Origin of the sequence: Streptomyces sp. NPDC059371, from assembly GCF_042751995.1 — a bacterium.
Taxonomy (GTDB): Bacteria; Actinomycetota; Actinomycetes; order Streptomycetales; family Streptomycetaceae; genus Streptomyces.
Map to the genome: position 1 here is coordinate 95,537 of NZ_JBHYXD010000016.1, position 21,980 is coordinate 117,516.

General features: G+C 64.3%; 22 protein-coding genes. 19 read left to right on the forward strand and 3 right to left on the reverse strand.

The window, feature by feature from the left end; genetic code table 11:
- Positions 1-72 precede the first annotated feature (72 nt).
- Positions 73-978: a hypothetical protein gene (locus ACFXGX_RS12460; protein ID WP_384788735.1), complete on the reverse strand. Its 906-nt coding sequence runs from the start codon at positions 976-978 to the stop codon at positions 73-75.
- 893 nt (positions 979-1,871) lie between these two features.
- On the opposite strand from ACFXGX_RS12460, the gene ACFXGX_RS12465 reads away from it, so the two are divergent.
- Positions 1,872-2,420: a hypothetical protein gene (locus tag ACFXGX_RS12465; protein ID WP_384788738.1), complete on the forward strand. Its 549-nt coding sequence runs from the start codon at positions 1,872-1,874 to the stop codon at positions 2,418-2,420.
- Positions 2,421-2,785: 365 nt separating this feature from the next.
- Here ACFXGX_RS12465 and ACFXGX_RS12470 read toward each other — a convergent pair whose 3' ends face one another.
- The gene (locus ACFXGX_RS12470) at positions 2,786-3,445 is read right to left on the reverse strand and encodes a hypothetical protein (protein WP_384788741.1); all 660 of its coding nucleotides are present in this window, start codon (positions 3,443-3,445) and stop codon (positions 2,786-2,788) included.
- A gap of 893 nt (positions 3,446-4,338) precedes the next feature.
- Here ACFXGX_RS12470 and ACFXGX_RS12475 point away from each other — a divergent pair.
- The 7 genes from ACFXGX_RS12475 (at position 4,339) to ACFXGX_RS12505 (ending at position 13,686) form a co-directional block, all read left to right on the forward strand.
- The gene (locus ACFXGX_RS12475; protein WP_384788835.1) at positions 4,339-5,388 is read left to right on the forward strand and encodes a hypothetical protein; all 1,050 of its coding nucleotides are present in this window, start codon (positions 4,339-4,341) and stop codon (positions 5,386-5,388) included.
- Between the two features lie 238 nt (positions 5,389-5,626).
- A complete protein-coding gene (locus ACFXGX_RS12480; protein ID WP_384788744.1) occupies positions 5,627-6,310 on the forward strand; it encodes a hypothetical protein in 684 nt (227 codons plus the stop codon).
- A 970-nt stretch (positions 6,311-7,280) separates the two neighbouring features.
- Complete coding sequence (locus ACFXGX_RS12485) at positions 7,281-7,961, forward strand: hypothetical protein (protein WP_384788747.1); 681 nt, start codon at positions 7,281-7,283, stop codon at positions 7,959-7,961.
- 593 nt (positions 7,962-8,554) lie between these two features.
- The gene (locus ACFXGX_RS12490; RefSeq protein ID WP_384788750.1) at positions 8,555-9,151 is read left to right on the forward strand and encodes a DUF4365 domain-containing protein; all 597 of its coding nucleotides are present in this window, start codon (positions 8,555-8,557) and stop codon (positions 9,149-9,151) included.
- Positions 9,148-10,341 carry a hypothetical protein gene (locus ACFXGX_RS12495; RefSeq protein ID WP_384788753.1) on the forward strand — a complete coding sequence of 398 codons (1,194 nt, stop codon included), beginning with the start codon at positions 9,148-9,150 and terminating at the stop codon, positions 10,339-10,341. Before ACFXGX_RS12490 ends, ACFXGX_RS12495 begins: the two co-directional genes overlap by 4 nt.
- A gap of 1,549 nt (positions 10,342-11,890) precedes the next feature.
- Positions 11,891-13,126, forward strand: coding sequence for a helix-turn-helix domain-containing protein (locus tag ACFXGX_RS12500; RefSeq protein WP_384788756.1), 1,236 nt, complete (start codon positions 11,891-11,893; stop codon positions 13,124-13,126).
- Between the two features lie 26 nt (positions 13,127-13,152).
- Entirely contained in the window at positions 13,153-13,686 is a 534-nt protein-coding gene (locus ACFXGX_RS12505; RefSeq protein WP_384788759.1) for a flavoprotein, read from the forward strand.
- Between the two features lie 217 nt (positions 13,687-13,903).
- On the opposite strand, the gene ACFXGX_RS12510 is transcribed toward ACFXGX_RS12505, so the two are convergent.
- A complete protein-coding gene (locus tag ACFXGX_RS12510; protein WP_384788761.1) occupies positions 13,904-14,299 on the reverse strand; it encodes a GntR family transcriptional regulator in 396 nt (131 codons plus the stop codon).
- Positions 14,300-14,462: 163 nt separating this feature from the next.
- On the opposite strand from ACFXGX_RS12510, the gene ACFXGX_RS12515 reads away from it, so the two are divergent.
- From ACFXGX_RS12515 to ACFXGX_RS12565, 11 genes are all read left to right on the forward strand, one after another.
- The gene (locus ACFXGX_RS12515; RefSeq protein ID WP_384788765.1) at positions 14,463-14,753 is read left to right on the forward strand and encodes a hypothetical protein; all 291 of its coding nucleotides are present in this window, start codon (positions 14,463-14,465) and stop codon (positions 14,751-14,753) included.
- Positions 14,750-14,896, forward strand: a complete 147-nt coding sequence (locus ACFXGX_RS12520) for a hypothetical protein (protein ID WP_192582616.1) — start codon at positions 14,750-14,752, stop codon at positions 14,894-14,896. The genes ACFXGX_RS12515 and ACFXGX_RS12520 overlap by 4 nt, the downstream gene beginning before the upstream one ends.
- The gene (locus ACFXGX_RS12525; RefSeq protein WP_384788768.1) at positions 14,893-15,891 is read left to right on the forward strand and encodes a DUF2637 domain-containing protein; all 999 of its coding nucleotides are present in this window, start codon (positions 14,893-14,895) and stop codon (positions 15,889-15,891) included. The genes ACFXGX_RS12520 and ACFXGX_RS12525 overlap by 4 nt, the downstream gene beginning before the upstream one ends.
- Positions 15,888-16,538, forward strand: a complete 651-nt coding sequence (locus ACFXGX_RS12530) for a GGDEF domain-containing protein (RefSeq protein ID WP_384788771.1) — start codon at positions 15,888-15,890, stop codon at positions 16,536-16,538. Before ACFXGX_RS12525 ends, ACFXGX_RS12530 begins: the two co-directional genes overlap by 4 nt.
- Entirely contained in the window at positions 16,538-16,921 is a 384-nt protein-coding gene (locus ACFXGX_RS12535; RefSeq protein WP_384788774.1) for an RRQRL motif-containing zinc-binding protein, read from the forward strand. Before ACFXGX_RS12530 ends, ACFXGX_RS12535 begins: the two co-directional genes overlap by 1 nt.
- Positions 16,922-16,997: 76 nt before the next feature.
- Positions 16,998-19,253 (forward strand): cell division protein FtsK, encoded by a 2,256-nt coding sequence (locus ACFXGX_RS12540; RefSeq protein ID WP_384788777.1) that lies wholly within the window; start codon positions 16,998-17,000, stop codon positions 19,251-19,253.
- A gap of 138 nt (positions 19,254-19,391) precedes the next feature.
- Positions 19,392-19,643: a hypothetical protein gene (locus tag ACFXGX_RS12545; protein WP_384788780.1), complete on the forward strand. Its 252-nt coding sequence runs from the start codon at positions 19,392-19,394 to the stop codon at positions 19,641-19,643.
- 164 nt (positions 19,644-19,807) lie between these two features.
- Positions 19,808-19,996 (forward strand): hypothetical protein, encoded by a 189-nt coding sequence (locus tag ACFXGX_RS12550; RefSeq protein ID WP_351859443.1) that lies wholly within the window; start codon positions 19,808-19,810, stop codon positions 19,994-19,996.
- An 11-nt stretch (positions 19,997-20,007) separates the two neighbouring features.
- On the forward strand, positions 20,008-20,616 hold the full coding sequence (locus ACFXGX_RS12555) for a hypothetical protein (RefSeq protein ID WP_384788783.1): 609 nt from the start codon (positions 20,008-20,010) through the stop codon (positions 20,614-20,616).
- Positions 20,613-21,395 (forward strand): hypothetical protein, encoded by a 783-nt coding sequence (locus ACFXGX_RS12560; RefSeq protein ID WP_384788786.1) that lies wholly within the window; start codon positions 20,613-20,615, stop codon positions 21,393-21,395. Before ACFXGX_RS12555 ends, ACFXGX_RS12560 begins: the two co-directional genes overlap by 4 nt.
- A gap of 16 nt (positions 21,396-21,411) precedes the next feature.
- Positions 21,412-21,876 carry a hypothetical protein gene (locus tag ACFXGX_RS12565; protein WP_384788789.1) on the forward strand — a complete coding sequence of 155 codons (465 nt, stop codon included), beginning with the start codon at positions 21,412-21,414 and terminating at the stop codon, positions 21,874-21,876.
- The last annotated feature ends 104 nt before the right edge of the window (positions 21,877-21,980 follow it).

A 21,980-nucleotide genomic window follows, 5' to 3' on the forward strand; every position in this document is an offset into this window, starting at 1 on the left:
TGGAAGAGGCTCGGTGATGAATGGTTGGGTTTCGCGGTCCAGGTCAGTTGGTGTGGCCCAACCGTCGAGTGATTACTCAAACAGTTTGTTCGTGTATGTGAGGGCGGCGTCGATGCTGGCGTCGAGTAGTTCGTCCCTCACGGAGCCCGAACGCTGCAACGCGTCGATATCCCGACGGTCGAAATCGAAGCGGGCCCATGTTCCTAGTTCGGAGGAAATACGGCTCCTCTTGGAGATCTGACGGTAGATGAGTAGCTGGCACATCAGCATCCGCCAGTACACAGGGCGATCTTCGATTCGGAAATTGTAGAGCGGATTACAGAATAGGCCGAGCGATTTGGATCGGCTGTCTGTAGGGGCATCGTATAGGTCTAGGTAGCGGCGCTCGAACTCTGCGATGGTGGTGACCCTGTCGGCGTCGCGGTCCACGCAAAGTTCCACGGCCGGGTCGAGTCGTACGCGTGTCATTCCCTGCCACCAGTAGGTGGCAGGGTTTTGTAGACGCTTCTCCCGCCAACCGGCTACCACAGGATTGTAGATTAGGGTGGGCGCTAGGCTTGCGATGGTGTAGTCATCCTGATGGACTCGATATGCGGCTTGGGCGAGCCGATATATCTCTTCGAGTCGACCGTCGAAGCTCAAGTCGACCAACGTGGTCTTCTCGCTAAGCAGAGTGAAGAGGGCGAGTGGCTCCAATAGGGAGTGAGCCAGGGAAATAACCTCAGATGACTTGGATAGCATCCAGAACGACTTGGTATCGCGAGTGGCGCGCAGTTCGCCCCAGCGTCGAGTGTCCGTGAGGCTGAGGATTCGGTCGGCCGTATAGTCGCAACTCTGTGCGAGCTTGAGGATGATGGGTTCACACTCGGCGTAAATCCTTCTCTTCGCCTCGTATTGATAAGTGCGTCGAGCCTCCGCCTCCGCATCCTCGCGTCCCAGGTTTGACTTGGCGACCTCCAACTCCTTAGAGGTCTTCATAGATAAACGCGAAGTATAGAGAGCTGCGATCGTCGCCAGCAGAGCCGTGGACGCTGTTACGACCGAGGCAACAATCTCTCCAGACATGCAGTCATCCAATCGGTATGCAGTTCGATGAATCCAGCTTCTTGTCAGTTGTTGCCTTACTTGGTGGTGTGGTGTGAGCGGCCTATTCCGGGCGAGAAAGACCCAAGCGCTGTCCTGTACCTGCCTCGCCTGACAGGTGCTGTGTACTCACGGTCACCGATCCATTACGGTACCGCCTGCTGAGGTCCTGGATCAGCCGATGCACCAGAGGCTGATCCAGAACCTTCTGAGTGAACCGAACCTGGCCGCCATGGGGGGCTCACTCGCCACTCACTCGGGAACGGTACGCAGCAACGACGAAGACCCGGACTCAGTGGGACTGAGTCCGGGTCTTCGTCTATGGCACTTCAGCTGATCAGCGCTTGATCCTGCTGCTCTAGCTTGAGTGCCCCCGGCAGGATTCGAACCTGTGCACACGGCTCCGGAGCACAATCAGAGTTCGGTTTGCGAATGTGCCTTGATCAGCAGTTTCCTTGATCTTAGAAGGTGTGCGGTGCTCTGGTGTATCGCAGATAGTGCGAAGTCGGAAGTCGCTTCCAGCTCCTGTGCCCGTTGAGAGGTCGGCTTCGCCAACGGGCTGCAGCACCCGGATGATCTGGCGCGCGAATGGCACGGCTCCTTCGCCCCGAGCTAGGGACGGAGTGGTCGCTGGAGTCTGCTCGGCTGATCGGTCGGGCTGCGAAAGAGCTGTCGACACAGGCCAGGAGGCGCCCAAGATTAACGCCGTTGGTACGATTGAGGGTTTTACGTCCCTCGGGCCTATAGGTCTGATTGGGGGACATCGGGCCTGCGCATAGGTGCTCGGCATGACCGAGTCGGCTATGTTCGACTATTGGGAAAAGATGTCGTACCCATGGGAAAGGGGAAAAATGGGGCTCCTGTTGCCATACTTTGTGGATGACGCCGATAAGGCTCGCACGCGCGAACAGCAAGTAAAGTTCATCACCGAAGTTCGCGACGAGGCTAAAGCGGAGTACTCCAAATGGAAGAAGACGGAGAAAAGGTGGCTCAAGGCTCACTATATTTTTGGATTGCCCCCTGTTGCACTATCCGCCATTGCCGGATTGACTGCTTTCTACTCGACGGCGGGAAGGATTCCAGCTGCAATCTTGGCATGCACTGCAGCTGTCACGGGGGCTATCTCGGCATTCCTAAACTGTGAAAAGTATCGCTCGGATGCGGAGCGTCGAGTCGGAGCCTGGCAGGTATTGGAAATGGAAGCGAAAATGGCCCTGGCGAACCCTCAGGGAGACATGAAGGAGAAATTGCTTGGAATGCGGGACCTTTATGTCGAGATCCGTTTCAAGGGTGGACAGGAGGGGATCTACGAAAAGATGATGAAAGTGAAGCAATAGCAACTCGTTTCCGAGGTCTTTCTGGATCGTCACCATTGCCCCGGAGATTGACCTGGGGCCAGGGCGGTGTTGCTGCAGACTTTTGCGTGGCTCCCAGCAGGTTTTGGCCTATGCACACCGACTCCTCCGGAAGGGTCCTTGAGTCCCCGCGTCTCTGCTGGTTAGGGGGCTTGCGTGGCCACTCGGCGGCTTCCTTTCTGCGAGCAGCCTGCCGCGCTGACACTTGCCCTTGGAAGTTCACCTCCCCTCCAGGCTAGTCACGGTCCTGGCAGGACAGCCGTGAACCGACGTTTGAACCCCACTTCCTCTCGATTGCCGGTTACCGATCCCAGTAGCCCAGCGAGTCCAAGCCTCGGCGTCCTGTCCTATTCGAACGGGCCTGGGTGCTGTTCATCTGGTGCCGCTCGGGTAATCTCGGCTCCCTCTGGCAGCACCTCTACACTTCTACACGTAGAGATGCGCATCCCATCTGTGGTGATCCGTACATAAACACTGTCGTCAGGCTGCTCGATTCTCCCAATGGCCTGCTCGATCTCATTCCATGAATTGAGGTAGAGCTCGATCGAGTTTCTGTAGCGATGCTCGATCTCCGCAATCTCTAGATGATCTTCATGGACTTTGATTACCTTTGATTCGAGAATTACAGGCTTGCCTGAAATGTAAATGACCGTCAATGCGTTTCCGTTGAAGTGGCCTGGTGCCCTCCTTGTTTGTAGCCGAGACAAGATCCGGGAAACGGCGCTCTTTGTTGCCAGCCATGCATCCTTCCCCATCTCGCTAAAATATCCTTGCAGGAACGGTGTTGCTGCAGCGCTCAGGGTGATTAGGAGAATTGCCTCGAGTGCGAATCCGTGCCTCATTCCCCCGTGCCCCCCGTGCCCCCCGTGGCCAGGTCTTCCTTGTCTTGGAGGTGCGGATACCGATACAGGGAGATCCTGTGATGCGAGTTCGGCGTCCTCTTCGGTAAAGTCGCCGAAGGGGGAATTGGGGACGTATACTTGGATGGAGGCGTCGGGGGTGATCACGGTGCATCTATTTCATGTCCAACAGCATTAGAAACGGCAGCGCACTTGAGTGTGGGCTATCCTAGTGAATTTTTTACACCAATTGTATGGTGATTCTGCGGCGAGGCGGATGCTTGCCAGCTTCGGAGCAGTTCGACGTCACATTTTGCAACTGCTTACGGAAGGGTGCTGAGCCTCTTGGTCAGTCGAAGGCGCGGTTGCCAAATTCGACTCCATGCCAGAGCGATCTGAGCACCACCTTGGGGTGACGTGAGGCCATCGAGGGCCCGACCTGCGGGTCCCCTAGCTTGGTGCAGTGCGGGCCGTGATCGCACACGCCGCTTCATCAGCGTAATTCGCACTGTGAGCCGACTACCCCAGCCACAGCGGGTTTTCCCGCCTCTGCCTGCATGCACGTAGCATGCAGCCTTGGCGCGGCAAGTCGGGGCGAAGACAGAGGCAGGCCGCGTCGTGCGCGGGCCTTGACCAAGCAGGCAGGGTTTGACGTCCCCCGTTCCATCCCTCTTGCACAGTTTGATCGGAAGCCGCTTTCGACTCCTGCGCCCGTTGAGAGGCCGGCTTCGCCGACGGGCTGAAACACCCAGGGTGTTACAGCCTGTCTGTGGCCGGACAGCCCGGACAGCGATTCTCCAAGCCGTCCGGGCTGTTTGTGCAGGTGAGGGCCTTAACCGGACAGCCGAGTCCGGACACCTCCTGCGTAGTCCTAGCTCTGGAGGGCACTCAGGGGCAAACGGCGTGCGGCAGCTGCGCGGCCTGCACTCGTCGTTTGACCCTCAACTTTGAGCCCTGTGGCTCGAACAGCGCTCTACCTGCCCTTGTTTCCCGCGTTCACTCTGTCAAGTGCGACTAGCTCGACAACTGGCTGAGTGTGGGGAGCGCTTGGAGGGTTGCTGGTGGCCTACGTTCCAATTTTGAAGGGTAAGGCGGGCGAGTTTCTGGCGTTGGGTCACGCATCGGTGCAGGTGCAGGCTCAGCTCCGCCCCGTGATGGAGATCGTGCCGGACTTGGAGCTCCGAGACCTGCTGGAGACCTTCTGTGAGCACGCCATGGACAACGTGCCGGACGGCATGGTCCTCGCGGTTGACTGCGGCGCATTGCCACCAGCTCGCGTGCTCAAGGGAGACGTCGGTGGGCCTGTAACGCGAGTTGGCGAGTCTTTGGGGCTACGTGGTGTTGCTATGTCCCCGGTCTTCAGATGTTCCGACCCTGATCACGTGTTGGGGGAGGTGGCAGGGGTAGCCGCGGCCCACCAGCAGGGAGCGTGCCTGCGACTTTCTACGGCCGCTGATTTCAGCGGATCACTACCCAGCAGAGATCAGGTCCACGACTTGCTTCGCGCAGTGCGACTGGCTCCTGAGGAGGTCGACTTACTGATCGATGCCGGTCCAGTGCACTCGGACCGGACCAGGGAAGTTCTGGCGGAAGAGGCCACCGAAGCCCTGAAATATCTCTCGCCCTGGGCCTGGAGACGCGTCTGTGTGGCGGCCGGCGCTTTCCCCGTCAACCTGAGCGGCTTCAGACGAGGCCAGGCCACGCCGGTCGTGAGGGAAGATGCACGGCTTTGGGTGAAGGTCGTTGAGAAGTGGGACGGGCCGCAACCTGACTTTGGGGACTTCGGTGTGACGTACCCCCGCATGCTGCCCAAGAGCCGTGGGACCCCGGACCCCAACATGCGCTACACCACAGAGACGAACTGGCAGGTCTTCGTGTATCCGCGGGTTCGGCAAGGTAACGATGACTTCTTCACGCTCAGCCAGGACCTTGTCAATTCGCCTCACTGGCCTGCCACGGGAGCTGCCACGTCCTGGGGCGACGCGCGCCTTCAGGAGTGCGCCCAACGCCTGCGCCAGAAGGCGGGAGGAGGCACTGAGTGGCGCGCCTGGGCAACCTCGCACCACCTAGCTGTAGTGACGTCTCAACTAACAGCCACCGGCCATCCCTAGGGCTGAGTGGTGTCGGTGCAGGTGCGAACAGGCTTTCAGGAGATGCACTGTCGGTTTGTCCTCACTAGGCCTCTGAGCTGCACAGAGTGCCGCCTACTGAGTGTTCGTCGAAGAATCTTGATACGCATTCGACAGGGCACCCAAATCCTGCCGACGCCCTCGCGGCATGCGGATGAACCCGGCTTTCCTGTCAGTACCGCATGCGACAATGTCTCCCTGTTTCATCATTGGGGGATCGATGGACGATATAGGACGAGTAGTCGTTGCTGCTGGGCATCTGGCAATTAAACAGCGTGGCCCTCGGTGGGCCCATGCCTCCCTGTGTGTCCTGGACTCCGTCTTCTCTATCAATGCCCACTATGAGCGGCACACGGTCCCGACCTGCTACCGCTACGCGGCCTGGGCCGGCATCTCAGTTCCGCTGTCAGGTAGCGCGCAGCTCCCTGTCCCCGACGAGCAACCGCTTCAGGGCTTCGTTACGCACATTCAGACCCACGGCGAAGAAGACTTCTCTTCCAAGGTCCTACAGAACAGGCAGCGCACACGGGCCAACCGCGATGCCCCACTAAAGGTGGAGGCTGCCCGTCAGTACGCCGAGCTTCTGGTATCCCACGGCATCGCAACCCTTGCCGATGCCAACGCACTGTTCGCTGATTTGGACAAGCTGAGGGCCATCGAGCGTGACCTCGCTGGGGTTGCCGGCCACGGCTCCGGCGCACGACTCGCCTACCTGTGGATGCTCTTGGGGGATGACAACCGCATCAAGCCGGACCGTATGGTTCTTCGATGGTTGCAGACCGTGCTGCAGCGCACGGTGACCACGGTCCAAGCGATCAGCATCCTTACTGAGGCTGCGGCGCGTTTGAGTTACACACCGTGGGAGCTGGACCACGCGATCTGGAACAACCAGCGGAAGGGCTGACCATAGTGAATACGTGCGCGCCTCTGTGAGACCCAGTCGGAAGCCATTCGCCCTCGACTCCGGAGCACAATCAGAGTTCGGCTTGCGAATGGCCTCTGACCAGTAGGTTCCTTGATTCCTGGGGGCGCGTAGTACCCTCCTGCATCGCAGATAGTGCGAAGCAGGAAGTCGCCTCCAGCCCCTGTGCCCATTGGAGAGATCGGCTTCGCCGACGTGCTGTAACACTCCGGGTGTTACAGCTGTTCGCAACGGGATGGTTGGACACCGGCACTCTGAACTGCTGTCCTGTGACAGCGAATCTCGTTCGATTGCTACTGAAGTTTGACCACCGCTACGTTCGTGACACTGAGTCTTGACCGGTACGGAGGGGGAGCGAGACCTTCGCATGACGGACGCGGAACGGTTCCTTAAAGAACACCAGGATGTACTTCGGGCGGCACTCGATCACTACGCCCTCACCTGCACGAAGGCACTCTTCGAGCGAGGCGCATCGGGTGAACCTGAGGTTGTCGGCAGGGTGAGAGAGCAACTCACGGACGCTCAGCGAGCCAGGAACGAGCTGTCCGGAGCGCTGGGGGCGGGTTGACAGGAGTTGGGTGGGCAGGGTCCGGCTCTTCTTTACGGCGACTCTGCGTTATCGGCATTTGAGCTGGAGTTTTCCGGTCCCGCAGGTCGGTCGGCTGCCACTGGGAGCAGCCTGGAGCGTTGGGATCGAGTAGGCCGAGCCGGTTCGCCACTTCCGCTGGGCAAAGGGTGGCGAGAGCTTCCCGAGCTGGGACTACGCCGTAAGAAGGGCGAATAGCGACCGGGGCACCTACCCGTCGCACGCGGTCAGACTTCACTTACAACGGTCGAACTTCGTTGCACAGGACAGCCGTCCGGACAGTCGGCCAGGTCGGATGCTAGCTAACCGGTCGAGTGGGCTGAACGTGACGATGCATGTGGCCGCGTGCTCAGGAGTTCCAGACGGGTGCTGAGCGGCATGACGACGGGGGTGCTGTGGATCGAGGGCGACCAGATCGCCCCCGTAGTAACCGTTCCCGACGTCGACGAGGTTTTCCCGGTCAGCAACGTCGAGCGCGCCGAAATCGCTAGCCTGCGGGTCATGGCGGCACGGCTCGGCCGGCAGCCTGGCGCATCGTTCGACCTTGCTACCTCGCTACCTCGCTACCTCGCTGGAGATATCTGCATGTCCGATGAACTCGTGAAGACGTTCGTCCGCAGTTGGTTGGCTGCCAACGTTCGGGCGCGGCAGGCGTTTGCCGACCAGGTCAAGGAGTTGGAGGGATCCGGGCACCGAATCGTCGACGGTGGGCAAGTCGGTTCGTACGACGACGAAGGCCGCTGTTCGTGGGAGGTCACCGACTGGCGCACCGGCGAAGTCCTGGCGTCCGGGCACACCACCATGGAGGAGCAGGACAAGACCACGGATGCACTGGATCCCGGCAACGTTTGGTACCACCGCGACAACATGCACGCGTTCGACCTGGTCGAGGTCGACCTGCCGGAAGGCCTGCCGGAGAGCCTGCACGAACCCCTGATGGAGTGGTTGGAGAACCGAGCGGAAGCCGAGGAGATCGCGGCTTGGCTCGGGGAGCCTGCTGAGGAGATCGAGCACAAGATGAGCGGCCTCGGCTCGGTCAAGGGCTAGTACCGAGCGCTCGTCGCGAACGAGCCGGGGACTGCTTCGTCCCGAAGCACATTTGGGCAGACGGCTAGATCAGGGTGATGTGCGTTGCACCTGTGCTGATGGTTCGTACCGTCCGAGCGCTTACGGCGGAGTGCGTCGGCTCTGTCACGTAGGTAGACACGGACTTGGTCGGGATCGCGTCACTCTGCCCCAGGCGGGATTGGGCGGTCGTGACTAACTCCGCAAGGAAGTCCGAAGCCGATAGCTCCGCGGGGTGGGGCGCCCGGGCCCCGCTCACCCCCCCCCCCCGCGGGGGCGCGCCCCCCCCCCCCCCCCCCCCCCCCCGCCCAGCATGGGGCGCTCGACCCGCAGCCGCCGGCCGCTCGTCTTGTGGTGCGTCCGGATGATCCTCGAACGGGTCGTCAAGGGCCCGGACTGTAGGTCACCCGGTCGGAGCAGTGTGGGGCCCCGGCTCAGGGGGCCAGCAGGCTCTTGCCCGCGCTTGCGTGTCGCGGGAGGAGCGAGAGTCTCGCTGGTCATGCCCAAGGGGTACACGCGCCTGACCTGCCGTCGCTACTGTGTCGTCCACGGAGTCGAGGGGGGTTATGGAGACGGTGGGGGATGAGCTGGGCCCGGATGTGGGCGAAGATGAAGACGAAGACGACGCGTTGCTTACCGCGCCGACTGAGCTGCTGGATGGCAATCTGCCCAAGAACGCCAGACAGGAACACTTCAGTCTTGCCTACCTCCGCATGGTGACCTACGCGGCTGGTTGCTCCATCAAGGTGCACGAGACCGACTACGAAGGCCTCGACATAACCGTCACGTCGGCAGCAGACCATGAGTTTTACTACGGTCCGGAGTTCAATGTGCAGATGAAGTGCACGACGCGGACCGAGTTGCTGCGCAAGAAACATATGGCGTGGCCGATGAAGCCCGATACGTACAAAAAGCTAATCCAGCCTAAAAGAATGGCTCCCTCGTACCTCATGGTGCTGCTGGTGCCAGGGGAGCCGGAATCGTGGCTGGAGATCGACGAGAGCCAACTGCTAACTCGGAGTCGGATGTATTGGCAGGAGGCCGCCCTGCTGCCCCCCTTCAAGGAGGGGAACGAAACGCAGACGGTCCAGCTCCCGCGGAGTAACCTGTTTGATGTTTCCCAGCTCTTGGGGATCATGAAGAAGATTGGCGAAGGGGGTGGAGTCTGGTGAGCAGATCTGCGCTTGAGAGCTACCGCGAAGCGGCAAGCGCACTCGCCCCAACAGCTGTCTCCCAGTTTTTGGCTGCACACCACTGGGAACTTGAAGCTACGCAGAGTGACATCAAGCAAATTTGGCGTTTGCCAAGGGGTGGCGGCGTGGCTGATGCACGCATCATGCTCCCCTTGGCGACGGACTACGTCGACTTCAAGCAGCGATTCAATGACACGCTCTTCGCTCTAGGTAGCATTCACGATTGGGATGCCGTCGAGCTCTATGAGCAAATTGTCGCTACCCGGGCTGACCTATTCTTCGTGCGTCTAGATCAGGCTATGCTCGATGGAACAATTCCATTCCGCCAGGCCGAGCTTGCCCTTGAATCGCTCTACAAGATGATGCGTTCGGCCGCCAAGACGGCTGAAAACCCAGAAGGCAGCGGACGGGGACGTACCTCGGCTTCTGTGACCGATTTCCTCGAAGACGATGTGCGGCTCGGCCACACCAAGCGGGGCAGTTTTATTTTCACAATCGTGTCACGGCTGGGAGATCAAGTCCCGGAAACTGATGTCACAGCTGAGATCTCGCCATTCCCGCGCCGTGTTATGGAGACTCTTGCCAGAGGGCTGGAGACAACTCGTCAGTTGACGCAACAGTGGGACGATTCCGTTTTGGAAAGCCCGGGTTCCAGAGGGCTAAGTACAGGGCTGGTCGAATCCCTAGAAGAGTTGACGAAGCCTGCGCACCTCCGTCAACTGGACCTCTCCTTTGAATGGGCAGCAGCAGAGCCGCGTCCTGATGTTGGTCTTGCGACGATTGTCATGGACCGTGACATCTTCCCAGAACTTCTCGCAGTGCGCGAAAGGCTTGTGCGGCAGGAAGAGCCGTCCCGGCATGTAACTCTGCTCGGCACTGTGAAGAAGTTGAGTCGAGACGATAGCGCCAATGATGACGATGACACGGCACTTGTGACAGTCGCTGCTGATGTCAACCGCAAGCAACGCCTCGTGCATATGACGCTTTCAGGTGTCGACCATGATTGGGCGATTTTGGCGTACCAGCAAAGGCTGCCCTTTACTGTTTCTGGCGATCTCGCCTTCGAGCGTGGAGCTTGGCGTCTCACCGGCGACATTTCGGTTGATGCGAGCTTCTTGCAGCATCACGTGGGTCGAGACGTGCGTAACCCAGACAACGGGGATCAATAGGAGTCAGGGGCCGAGCGAGTTGCCGCAGGTCGCCAGTCCGCTGGCATTGCCCACGGGTCGCCCCAGCTGCCCATCCCGTCTTCCGGTGACCCACACACCGTGGAGTGGGGACGGGTTCTCCTGGGCTGATGTCAGACGGAATGGGAGCGCCACCTTCACCACGATGCTGCCCGCAGTCGTCCACGGGCCTCCTCCATCCCGGAGCCTGAGTGCTCTGCCGGTGGCATCCCCTGACCCGCATCTTTTCCTCGACCCAGTCGCCACAGGGTCCGCCGCCCGCGAACCTGAGCCGTCAAGGGCGTGGCCGGCTGCTGGACTGGAGCGGGCGCAGACAAGAGTGCAGGCTCGGGCGGACCGCGCGCCTTGATCAGGTAGGGAGATTTCCGCGTCCTCCTGTTCGCCGCTCCGTCTGCCCGCTCCGGAATGAGCGGGTGTGGCGGGGGCATGTGCCCCGTCTCTGAGTCGCGACTGCTGGGTCCCACGACCTTGGGGTCATGGACATCATCCAAGCCCAACTGGTGCCTGACTTACGCAAACTGGAGATACGCCAGGATTCGCCACCCCCTGTGAGCCCGCTGGCTGGGCGTTCGCGCTTCGCTACCCCCGATCGCCACTTCTCCGCCATGGTCAATGCGCCACTAGAAAAGTCGACAATCTCGTCTAGGGCGGCTATGGCATGGATGAGTCGCCACGGCGCGCTTGAGGAAGGCGGCGACTTGCGGTTTCCTCAACTAGTGCAATAGGGAGAGCGATCTTCCGGGGCGTAAGCGTCCCTGCGTACGCAAAAGGCCTGACCGTGGGGTGCATCCCAGGGCCAGGCCAGTGCGCGGGGCAGGGTGGGCCCGGCCGAGTATGCAGCGGTCGGGCCTATTCGCCCTGACCAGCCGTCCGGCTCACCCATCTTGCGTCACAGAAAGTGCTCAACGCATCCCGCAATGGCAGTGACCGCTGTAAGGAACAGGGCCGCCAGCTGCATCCAGTCTGATTGCCGGCGGCGCCGTTTCCGTCTCGTCGATCGCTCCATCTCGCCCGTTCTCCCATCTCTCTTTGTTCCCAACCTCGTTGGGACCTGCCCGAAGTTGGCAGGCGTTCCAGGAGAGACAGCAACGGACTCTCGCAACCTACTGGAGCTCCAAGGGCACCATGGGCGACCTTCGCTGTTCGCCACCGTTCGCCATAGTGAGCTCTGGGTAGCGCCAGGTGTACAAGCGTCGGGGAAGCCGCGTCCGGCTCCTAGCTCATTGAGATGGCGGCTTCGTGCACGGGTTGAAACACACGGAATGTTGCACGTTCTGTGACCGGACAGCCCGGACAGCGGCTCAATGAGCTGTCCGGACCGTGAGTGCAGGTGAGAGTGCTAACCGGACAGCCGGACAGCCCGGACACGTTCAGCATGGGTCCGTCAGACCCGGACAATCTGTCCGGGTTCGCTCGTGCTCTGTGCCTCACGCTCGCTGTGGGGTTGCTGGAGGCCGAGATCGCCTACTAGCTCCCTGCCGCGTCGGTACCGTGAAAGACGCCCCTACTCAGCAGCGGGAGGCAACACCCCATGCGTGGTCTTGGAGATCACCTCAGCATCGGCGAGCGCATCGCGTTCTACCGGAAGCGCCGCGGCTACACGCAGGAGGTGCTGGCCGGCCTCGTCGGTCGTAGCACCGACTGGCTCGCGAAGATTGAGACCGGGCGACGGAAGCCGCCGCGTATCGACATGCTTGGGGAGTTGGCCCGCATCCTGCGCGTCCAGCTCGGGGACCTGCTTGGACAGACCGTCCTCATGGAGGATGAGCGGCAGCAGGATGACGTCCCCGCGGTTCGTGACGCGCTCATGAGCCCACGGCGCCTCTCACGTCTGCTGTTTGGTCCGGACGCTGACGCTCAGCTCCCGACTCCCGCTCCCGTGGCCGTACGCGTGGAACAGGCCTGGAACGACTACCAGGGCGGACGGCTCGGCACTGTAGTCGCTGCGCTTCCCGCGTTGCTCCAGACGGCGCAGGAGTTGGAAGAGCGAGCCGCGCGTCGCGGCGAGGAGCGCGGCGACTGCTGGGCGGTGTCTGCCCGTACGCATCATCTCGCGGCTACAACACTGGCAAAAATCGGGGAATCGGACGTCTCTTGGCTCGCTGCCGAGCGGGCGATGCGAGCTGCTGATGAGTCGGATGACCCGCTCGTGCTGGCGTCCGCGGCACGGTCTGGCACGCATGCCCTGCTTGCCAACGGGCGCTACGATGACGCCCTCGAACTGGGCAACACGGCCGCGGCCTGGCTGGCGTCCCAGGTATCCGTGCACGATCCATCGGCGCTCAGCCTGCTGGGAATGATTCACCTCCGGGCGGCTGTCGCGGCGGCACGGCATCAGGACCGGCCCACGGCTACGGGTCTGTTAGATCGTGCCGAAGAACTCGCAGGCGACCTCGGGTCGGATGAGAACTACTGGCAGACCGGCTTCGGCCCGACGAACGTCCTGCTCCATCGCCTGTCCATTGAGCTGGATCTCGACAACGTCTCGTACGTTGTGCAGCACGGCCGGATCAACGTCGACCACATGCCGCAGGAGCGCAGCGTCTCGCACCGCATCGACTATGCGCGTGCTCTGTCGCTCGCGGGCCAGGGTGAAGAGGCATTCGCGGCGCTACGCACAGCCGAGCGCACTTCCCCGCAGCTCGTGCGCAACAATCCGAGAGTGCGTGAGACGCTCCGGGACCTGATCAAGCAGTCTCCCGTGACCGGCGGATCGCGTTCATCCGAGGTGTTCGTGATGGCTCAGCGGTGCAGGGCGGTGCAGTGAGTTCAGGCAGACGCGGGGTGCTTGGTGTGGTCGGATCGGCGGCCGGAGGCGTAGAGACGCTGCGCACTGGCCTTGTCGAACCCGCGATGGCGCGAGGGTGGCAGGTGGCTGTCACCCTGACGCCGACTGCTGGTCAGTGGCTACGGATGAACGGCGAAGTCGAGCGGCTGGAAAGGCTCACTGGCCTTCCTGTACGTGACGAACCGCGTCTTCCTGGTGAGGCTCGCCCACATCCAACGGTGGACTGTTACGTGGTCGCCCCTGCCTCGGCCAACATGGTTGCCAAGCTCGCGGTCGGCTTGATGGACAACCAAGCTCTGACCCAGGTTGGTGAGGCTATCGGCACCCTCGGTCTACCGGTTGTCGTCTTCCCACGCGTGAACGCGGCACATGCTCGGCACCCCGCGTGGCAGGGCCACATTGACGCCCTCCGAGCCGGGGGAACTCGCGTCGTCTATGGCCCTGACGTTTGGCCGCTGTACGAGCCAAGGGAAGCGCCGGCTTCGCGCGAGCTGCCATGGACGGCCGTGCTGGACGCCGTGGACACAGGCAGGCCTTGACGACTCGTCAACCTGTTTAACCTGCACGGAAAAGAGGACCCGGACAGAGTGTCCGGGTCCTTGTCTGTCGACGGCCGCATGCTCGTTGGCATGTCAGGGACTAATGATCGAGTCGGCGAGTTAGGAGGCTTGACTCCTGCAGAACTTGCCGCGATCGAAGCGAGTTTGAGCAAGGCGCGCGCCACGGCAGAGCGGTTGGTGAGGCGTGCGGATGAGCTCACTGCGAGGGTGGAGTCTCGTCGCCAACGAGCTGTTCCAAGCGGTCCAGCCGCTCGCCGAGCAGGCGAAGTGCGTCATGAATAGAGCTGAGTTCTGCCGAGAGGGCGGTGAACGCCGGACTGCTGCCGGGTTCGGTCCCGAGCGGCATCGATGGGTCACGGACGAACGTTCCGCGACCTTGCTGGGTGAGAACCAGCCCCTCATCACGCAGCTGGCCGTACGCGTTCTGCACCGTCATGAGCTGCACGCCAAGGTCTTTGGCGAGTTTGCGAGCGGCAGGAAGCCGATCTCCCGGGCCGTACCTGCGGCTCGACCCCGTGATTTTCTCGCGGAACTCCGCAGCGATCTCCTTTGCCGTGGGTGCCTGCTTGGGCGCTTCTGGGCTCTGCTCCATGGGTCCGAGAGTAGCCGGACCTAGGTCAATCTCGGTTTCTCAGGACAACCCGATTGACAGTTCGGATTGACATAGGTCAATCTGAAGTCGCGACGCCGGAACTCCCCAGCAAGGTCGCCCGACATCGCGGCTCTCCCTGCTCCTTCGACTCTGGAGAACGCCCATGCGTACGTACGTAGGCCATCAACAGGCGGTTTCCGCTGATGACTTCGTAGAGCTCGCCCTCGGCACCCCGGTTGAGCTGTGGCTCGGGGTGGAGGGTGAGACGGACGAAGAGCGCGCGGCGCGTGAAGACGCGGCGCGCGACATCCTCGCCGACAACCCGCATCTGCCCGACCGCGTGAGCCGGATCGCCGCTGAAGCGATCGAGGCGTACGCGCCGGAGCTGTTCAAGGTGATCCCGCTGAACCGTCCCACCGGCCGTCGTTCGGTGCGTAAGGGGGCGGCGGCATGAGCGAGGACATCAACTTCCAAGACCGCATGTTTCTGGAGAGCGAGGCCGTCTACCAGCGGATCCTCGACGGCCAGGTCGTCAACGTGGAAGCCGAACTGATGGACGCCCAGCTCCGGGCTTCGGAGGAGGGCGAGTCGGCATGAGTGCTGCGACTGAGGTCATCGGTCGGCCGGCGGTGCCGCCGCTGACGAAGCCGGAGACGGGACTCGCCGGACTGGGCGCGCTAGCCGCGGCCGGGGTCGGGGCTCTGGGGCTGATCGTTTCGTTCGACGCGGTTTCCACTGCTGCGGCCCGGTGGGGGTTCGGTGAGCCGTGGATGTTGCCGGTCGGTATCGACGTGGCGATTCCGGTTTTCACCGTGGCCAACCTGCTGTTGATCCGGATGGACATGGCGTTGGCGTGGGTGCGGTTCGTGCCATGGGCGCTGACGCTCGTCACCTGCGGGCTGAACGTTGCCGCCGGGCATTCCCTGTGGGCGAAGGTCGCGCACGGCACGATGCCGCTGCTGTGGGTGGTGTTCTCCGAGATCGGCGCCCACGTCTATGCCGTGCGGATCGGCGCCGCGACCGGACGGCGGATGGAGAAGGTGCGGTTCTCCCGCTGGATGCTCGCCCCGCGGTCAACGTTTGCCCTGTGGCGGCGGATGACGCTGTGGGAGATCACCTCGTACTCCGAGGCGCTGAAGCGGGAACGCGAGCGGCAGTTAGCCCGCGCCCGGCTGCGTGAGCAGCACGGCCGGCGGTGGCGGTCGAAGACCCCTCGCCCGGAACGCGTGCTGCTGAAGCTGGGCGAGCTGGCCCCGGCGAGCGAGGACGTCCCGCCCCCGCCGCAGCAGACGGACGAACCGGCACCGCAGCCTTCCAAGGCACCGCGCAAGCGCGCGGCCGGCACCAAGGGCAAGGCCAAGACCGGCAAGTTGCCGCGGACCCCGGCGGAACTGCTAGCCGAGGCCCGCGAGGCCACGGCCGAGTGGGCCGATGACGCGATCAACGCCGAAGCCATCCGCACCACGCTGCACTGCTCGGCCGCCAACTCCCGCGTGCTGCGCGACCTGCTGCTCAGCAAGCGCGCCGAGGGGCGCCGCCTGCACACCGTCGACGGCGACGACAGCCAGGGCATCGAGGGGGCGGCGGCATGAACACCCTGGTGAGCATGCTGGCCGCGGCGGCTCCGGTCGCCTCCGGCTGGACAGCGCACACGCTGTGGCTGCGACAGCGTCTGAACGTCGCCCGCCGTGACCCGCTGACTGGGCTGCGGACGCGCGAGGCGTTCACCCGCCGTGCCACTGCTCTGCTGCGGGATGCGCGGGCGGTCGTGGTGCTGGCCGACGTCGACCGCTTCAAGCAGATCAACGACACCTTCGGTCACGCGGCCGGAGACGCGCTGCTGAAGGCGACCGCCGACCGGCTCGCTCACTACGTCGGCCACGGCGGGGTGGCCGGGCGGCTCGGGGGCGATGAATTCGCCGCCGTCCTGATCGATGACCACGGCACCGCTGCCGACCTGCTCGCCGTCCTGCATGGCGTGCTCGCCCGCCCGGTCGACGGCCAGGACCCGGCCGTACACACCACGGTCTCTCTCGGCTGGGTGCGCGCCGCGGACTTCCCCGGCGACGACCTGTCCGCTCTGCTGCGGCGGGCGGATGAAGCGATGTACGCGGCCAAGCAGGGACGCGCCGGCACCCGCCGCGCTGGCTTGGGACGGCTGTTCGCCACCGTCACCGGACGGCGCGCTGGCCGCCCCGGAGCACGGACCGGCGCACCGGTCGCAGGGGTGACTGCCTGATGACCGCCTACGGCAAGTGCTTCGACCCGACCGGCACCCGGTTCGGCATTCCCACCTACCCGTGGCAGTTCGCCCCCAACGGCTACGCCACCCGCCGACAGTTGCGAGCCTCCGGGCTGCGGCCCGGCGGACAGCCGGTCGCCGCCCAGGTGATGCGCCACCACCGCGGCCGCAAGACCGGCGTCCAGGTCGCCTACCTCTACCGCGTCGACCGCGCCAAGCCGGTCCGGCCGATGACCTCGCGCAAGTGGGGCGCGCTCGCCCTGGCGATGCTCGCCCGCCGCACCTGCCCCCAGTGCCAGATCACCTACAGCTACTGCCTCCCGACCTCGCTCGGGATGTGCATCCTCTGCGCCCACCCCGAGGAACAGCGCGCCGCCTGAACCCGAACGGGGCCCGGTCACGACCGACCAAGACAGCGGCCGGGCCCCGCATCCTCCCCGAGAGAAGGAATCCTCAGTGAAACACCCCGACGACGACAACGAACTCTTCAACCGGTTAGAAGCCGAGATGACCGCCGACCCGGCGGGCGGTGTGGTCGACCTGGACAAGGCGCGGTCGGCCCGCACCGAGTCGGCCGACCGCGCCACCGGCACGTCGCCCGACTCCGGGCCCGACCAGTCGGCCGACCCGCAGCCGACCGAGTCGGCCGACCCGAGCGCGGGGGAGTCGGACGACTCCGGCCCGACGATGGTCGACCGTCCCGCCCCGGCGCAGTCGGGCCCCGGTCTGATCGACCGCATCCGCGACTCCAAGCGACTGGACGTCCTGCCCGCGTGGGTGAAGTCGCGCCCGGAGTTCGCCGACGCGATGCGCTGGCTGGCCGGACACGTGGGACACACCGTCGCCTTCCACACGGTCCGCGTGCCGTTCCTGTACCTGCCGAAGCTGGTCTGGCGCTCACCGCGCGGCCTGTTCAACACCCTGTCCAGGATCGGCCGCTGGGCCATCGACGCGGAGGGCGAGCCACTGCGGCAGGCCGAGGCGCGCCGGGAGAACTCCGAGCTGTACCTGAAGCTGTCCCGTCAGCGTGACCGGCGGGTCCGGCTGCGGATGATCCTGACAGTCTTCGCGGCCCTGTTCGCCCTGAGTATGGGCCTGTTCCTGGTGTTCGGCGCGGAGCCGATGACGCAGGTCATCGCAGCCACGGTCACCGTGCTGACGCTGGGCTGGCTCGGTGCGCCGGCGGACGCACCGCTGACCACCCGCGCGGTCATCAAGACCGAGGTGCAGAAGCTGACCAGCGACATCGTGGTCAAGGCTATGGCGTCCATCGGCATCGGCCAGATCGCGAGCGCGGTCGCCAAGGGCCAGGACGGCATCAAGTTCGTCGCCCCGATCACTCGCGAGGGACCGGGCTGGCGCGCGGACATCGACTTGCCGTTGGGCGTCACAGTTGCCGACGTCGCCGACCGGCGCGCCCGGCTCGCCTCCGGCCTGCGCCGCCCCCTCGGCTGCGTGTGGCCGGACGCCGATCCCAGCGAGCACGAGGGGCGGCTCGTCCTGTGGGTGGGCGACCGGGACCTGTCCAAGACCGGCATCGTCAAGTGGCAGCTCGCAGGCGCCCGCAAGCACGACATCTTCAAGAAGATCCCGTTCGGCATCGACCCGCGGGGGCGGGCTCAGTCCGTGCCGATGATCCAGCACAACATCCTGATCGGCTCCCTGCCCGGCCAGGGCAAGACCGCGTCCGTGCGCGTGCTGGCCTGCGGCGCCGCCATGGACCCGTCCGTGGAACTGTGGCTGCACGAGAACAAGGGCACCGGCGACCTGGACGCGCTGGAATGCACCTGCCACCGGTTCGTCTCCGGCATCGACGACGACTCGATCAAGTACGCGGCCGACTCCCTGAAACTGCTGCGCCAGGAGGTCATGCGCCGCGCGGCTGCGATGAAGAAGCTTCCGCGGGACCTGTGCCCGGACAAGCGCATCACCCGCACGATCGCCGACAAGCGCTCGCTCAAGCTGTGGCCGCTGGTCGCCGTGTTCGACGAGTGCCAGAACCTGTTCGCCCACCCCAAGTACGGCAAACAGGCAGGTGACGACGCCGAATTCATCATCAAGCTCGGCCGCGCTCTCGGCGTGGTCCTCATCCTGGCAACCCAACGTCCGGACAAGGACTCACTGCCGACGGGGATCAGCGGCAACGTCTCCATCCGCTTCGCCCTCAGGGTCGCCGGACAGGTCGAGAACGACATGATCCTCGGCACGTCCGCGTACAAGAACGGCGTACGCGCTACCTCGTTCCGCCCGGAGATCGACGCCGGTAACGGCTACCTCGCCGGCGCCACCGCGCTCCCGGTCGTCGTGCGCACCGCCTACCTGGACGACCCGGCCACCAACGCCATCGCCCAGCGCGCCTACGCCCTGCGCAAGGCCGAGGGAACCCTGTCCGGGCACGCGCTCGGAGACGACCCCGAGGCCGCGGCCGGCCCGTCCTACGACCTGCTCGCCGACATCGCCGCCATCGTGCCGCCGTCCGAAGAGCGCGTGTGGAACGAACGGATCGCCGCCCGGCTCGCCGAACTGCGCCCCGAGGTCTACGGCGGCTGGAAGGGCGAGAACGTCACCTCAGCGCTCAAGCCGCACAGCATCAAGACCCGCGACGTGGCTGGGACTACCGACGACGGCACCCGTACCACCCGCCGCGGCATCGTCCGATCTGACCTCGCCAAGGCAATCGCAGAGCGTGACGAAAATCGGGGCGCCGCCTAGCCCTAGTTAGTGCTACCGGTAGCACGACGCCCTGCTACCGGTAGCACCCCTGCTAGCACGCTCCATAGCACCTGATCTGCGATCTAGTGCATAGCACTCCACCTGCGAAAACCCGAAAACCCCGAGAAAGGGCCCCTGATGCCCCTCATCGCCCTTGCTATCGCCTGCCTGATGCTCGTCACATTCTGTTACGGCGGACTGTGTGCGGCCAGCCCGTTCGGGACTTGCCGCAGGTGCAACGGCTTCGGCTTCGCCACGACCACCGACCGCAAGGGACGCCCCAAGCGCGGCAAGAGCTGCCGCCGCTGCAAGGCCACCGGCAAACGCATACGCGCCGGCCGCTGGCTCTATAACCGCGCCCAGCGGATCTACCGCGAAGGCACGCACTGACCGCGGACGCGAGACGGCCGACGGTGCCCGTCATGAGACGTACCCCGCTCTTTGCAGGAGCTAGGTGGGCGCAACCGTCGGCCAGCCGCCGAGGGCTGCCAGCACCTCGGGGCCAGACGCATCAAACCAACCTTCCCAGCGAACCGTCAAAGGAGATTCCCGCCGTGGCCGTCACCGTCTCGCTCGTGGCCCTGTTCGGACTCGTCCTGTTCTTCCTGCTGCGTTCCAAGTCCCTCGGCTACGGCGCCGCGTTCACCGCCGCCGGGTTCGGCTTCTTCCTCGCATCCACCGGCGCCGCCGGACCCATCAATCAACTCGCCGTCGCCGTCATCGACGCCATCCCGCACTCGTGAGGAGTGGGCACGTGAACGAACAGATCATCGCCCGGCACTGGCTCGCCATCATCGCGCCCAAAGCGGCGCCCGCCATCACTACGTCCACCGTGCTGATCCTGGCCCGTATCTGGAACGCCAACGGCGCCGAACACTCCATCGGCAACGCGGTGTTGATGACCGCGCTGTCCCTCGCCGCGGCGGCGGCCGGCGTGTGCGCGAGCATCGGCCAAACTGGAGACTCTGTCATCGCCGGAACCGCGTTCGCTGCCTCGGGCGGGCTCGCCCTCGCCGGGGTCGCCGGATACGCCGACGGGCTGTCCCTGCCGCTGCTGCTGTGGGTCCTGGCCACCGCCATGGCTTACGGGCTCGCCGCGCGGTACTGGCGCACCGACCGCCGTGAGCACCTGGCCCACGAACGGCAGACCAGTGCGCGCCGTGAGGAACACGCCCACATCGAACGCGTCGAAGCCCTGCGCGCCGGAGCACAGATCGAGGTGGCCCGCACCGGCGCCGCCTACGCTGAACAGCTCGCTCAAGCCCTCATCACCCGCGCCGTCCTTCCCGGCTTCGACCCTGCGGTCCTGGAAACGGCCGGCCTGCCGCAACTGTCTTCCGCCAATGAGCGGGAGGCGCGGTGAAGTTCTTCCTCGGAACCCATCAGCCCCAGTGGCTGGGCACGGCGAACGTGCCGCTGTTCGTCTCCTACCGCCGCCTCGCGGGCCGCCGCACGCTCCCTCGCGCCATAGCGCCGTGGGCCCTGGACTCCGGCGGATTCACCGAACTGTCCATGCACGGAGCCTGGCGCACTCCCGCCCACACCTACCTCGCCGCAGTACGGCGCTTCCGCGACGAGATAGGCCTCATGGCCTGGGCTGCGCCCATGGACTGGATGTGCGAACCCTGGATCACCGGACTGACCGGCCTGAGCGTGGGCGAACACCAGCGGCGCACGATCGACAACTTCCTTCACCTGCGCACCGCGGCCCCGGATCTGCCCATCATCCCAGTCCTCCAAGGCTGGGAACTGGACGACTACCTCACCTGCGCTGACGCCTACGAGCGAGCAGGTATCGACCTGACCGCCGAACCCGTCGTCGGACTCGGCTCCGTCTGCCGCCGCCAAGCCACCGGCCAGGCCGCAGCCATCGTCACCACCCTCGCCGCACGCGGCCTCAACCTGCACGGCTTCGGATTCAAGACCCTCGGCCTGCGCAGCTGCGGATACGCACTCACGTCCGCGGACTCCCTCGCCTGGTCCTACGACGCCCGCCGCAAACCCCCACTGCCCGGCCACAGCCACAAGAACTGTGCCAACTGCCTTCCCTACGCCCTTCAGTGGCGCACCCGGACCCTGACCGCCCTGCCGCCCTGGCACCAACCACCCCTCGGCAACGACGCCCAAGACCACACCGCCTGAGAGAGGAATCCCATCCATGTTCGAGATCCGAATCATCTGCGACCCAGCCGACAGCGACCGCGTAACCGCGGCGCTGGCCGCAGCATTCGCCACCGGGCCCGTACGCCAGCATCCTGCCCGCGACAGCCAGCGCACCCGCCTGTACCTCACCGCCGACCACCGCGCCGTCCCGGAGCCGTGGCCCACGCCGGAAGAGGCGTACGCGCTCGCCCCGAGCATCATCAGCGAGATCGGATGGACCGCCCGGACCGCAGCCGACAGGCCGTTCTTCGACGCGCTCAACCGGGAGTTCTGGCTCCGTAAGGCCGCGCTGCTGGACCGTATCGCGTTGAGCAATGAAGCCGACAGCGTCACCAGCGACGCGACCGACCTCGCCACCCGAGCCGCACAACGGCTGATGGAACTGGACGACACGGCCGTCGTCAGCGACCCACGCCACTACTTGCGGCAGCAGTACGCCCACTGGGCCAAGAACCAGTAGCAACGCCGCGGCGGCGGGGGGCTGCCGCCAGGGAACCGGCCCCCCCGGCGGTAGGGGCGCCCGCCGGCGGACAACACCCAGAAAAAAAGCCAGGACCGAACCGG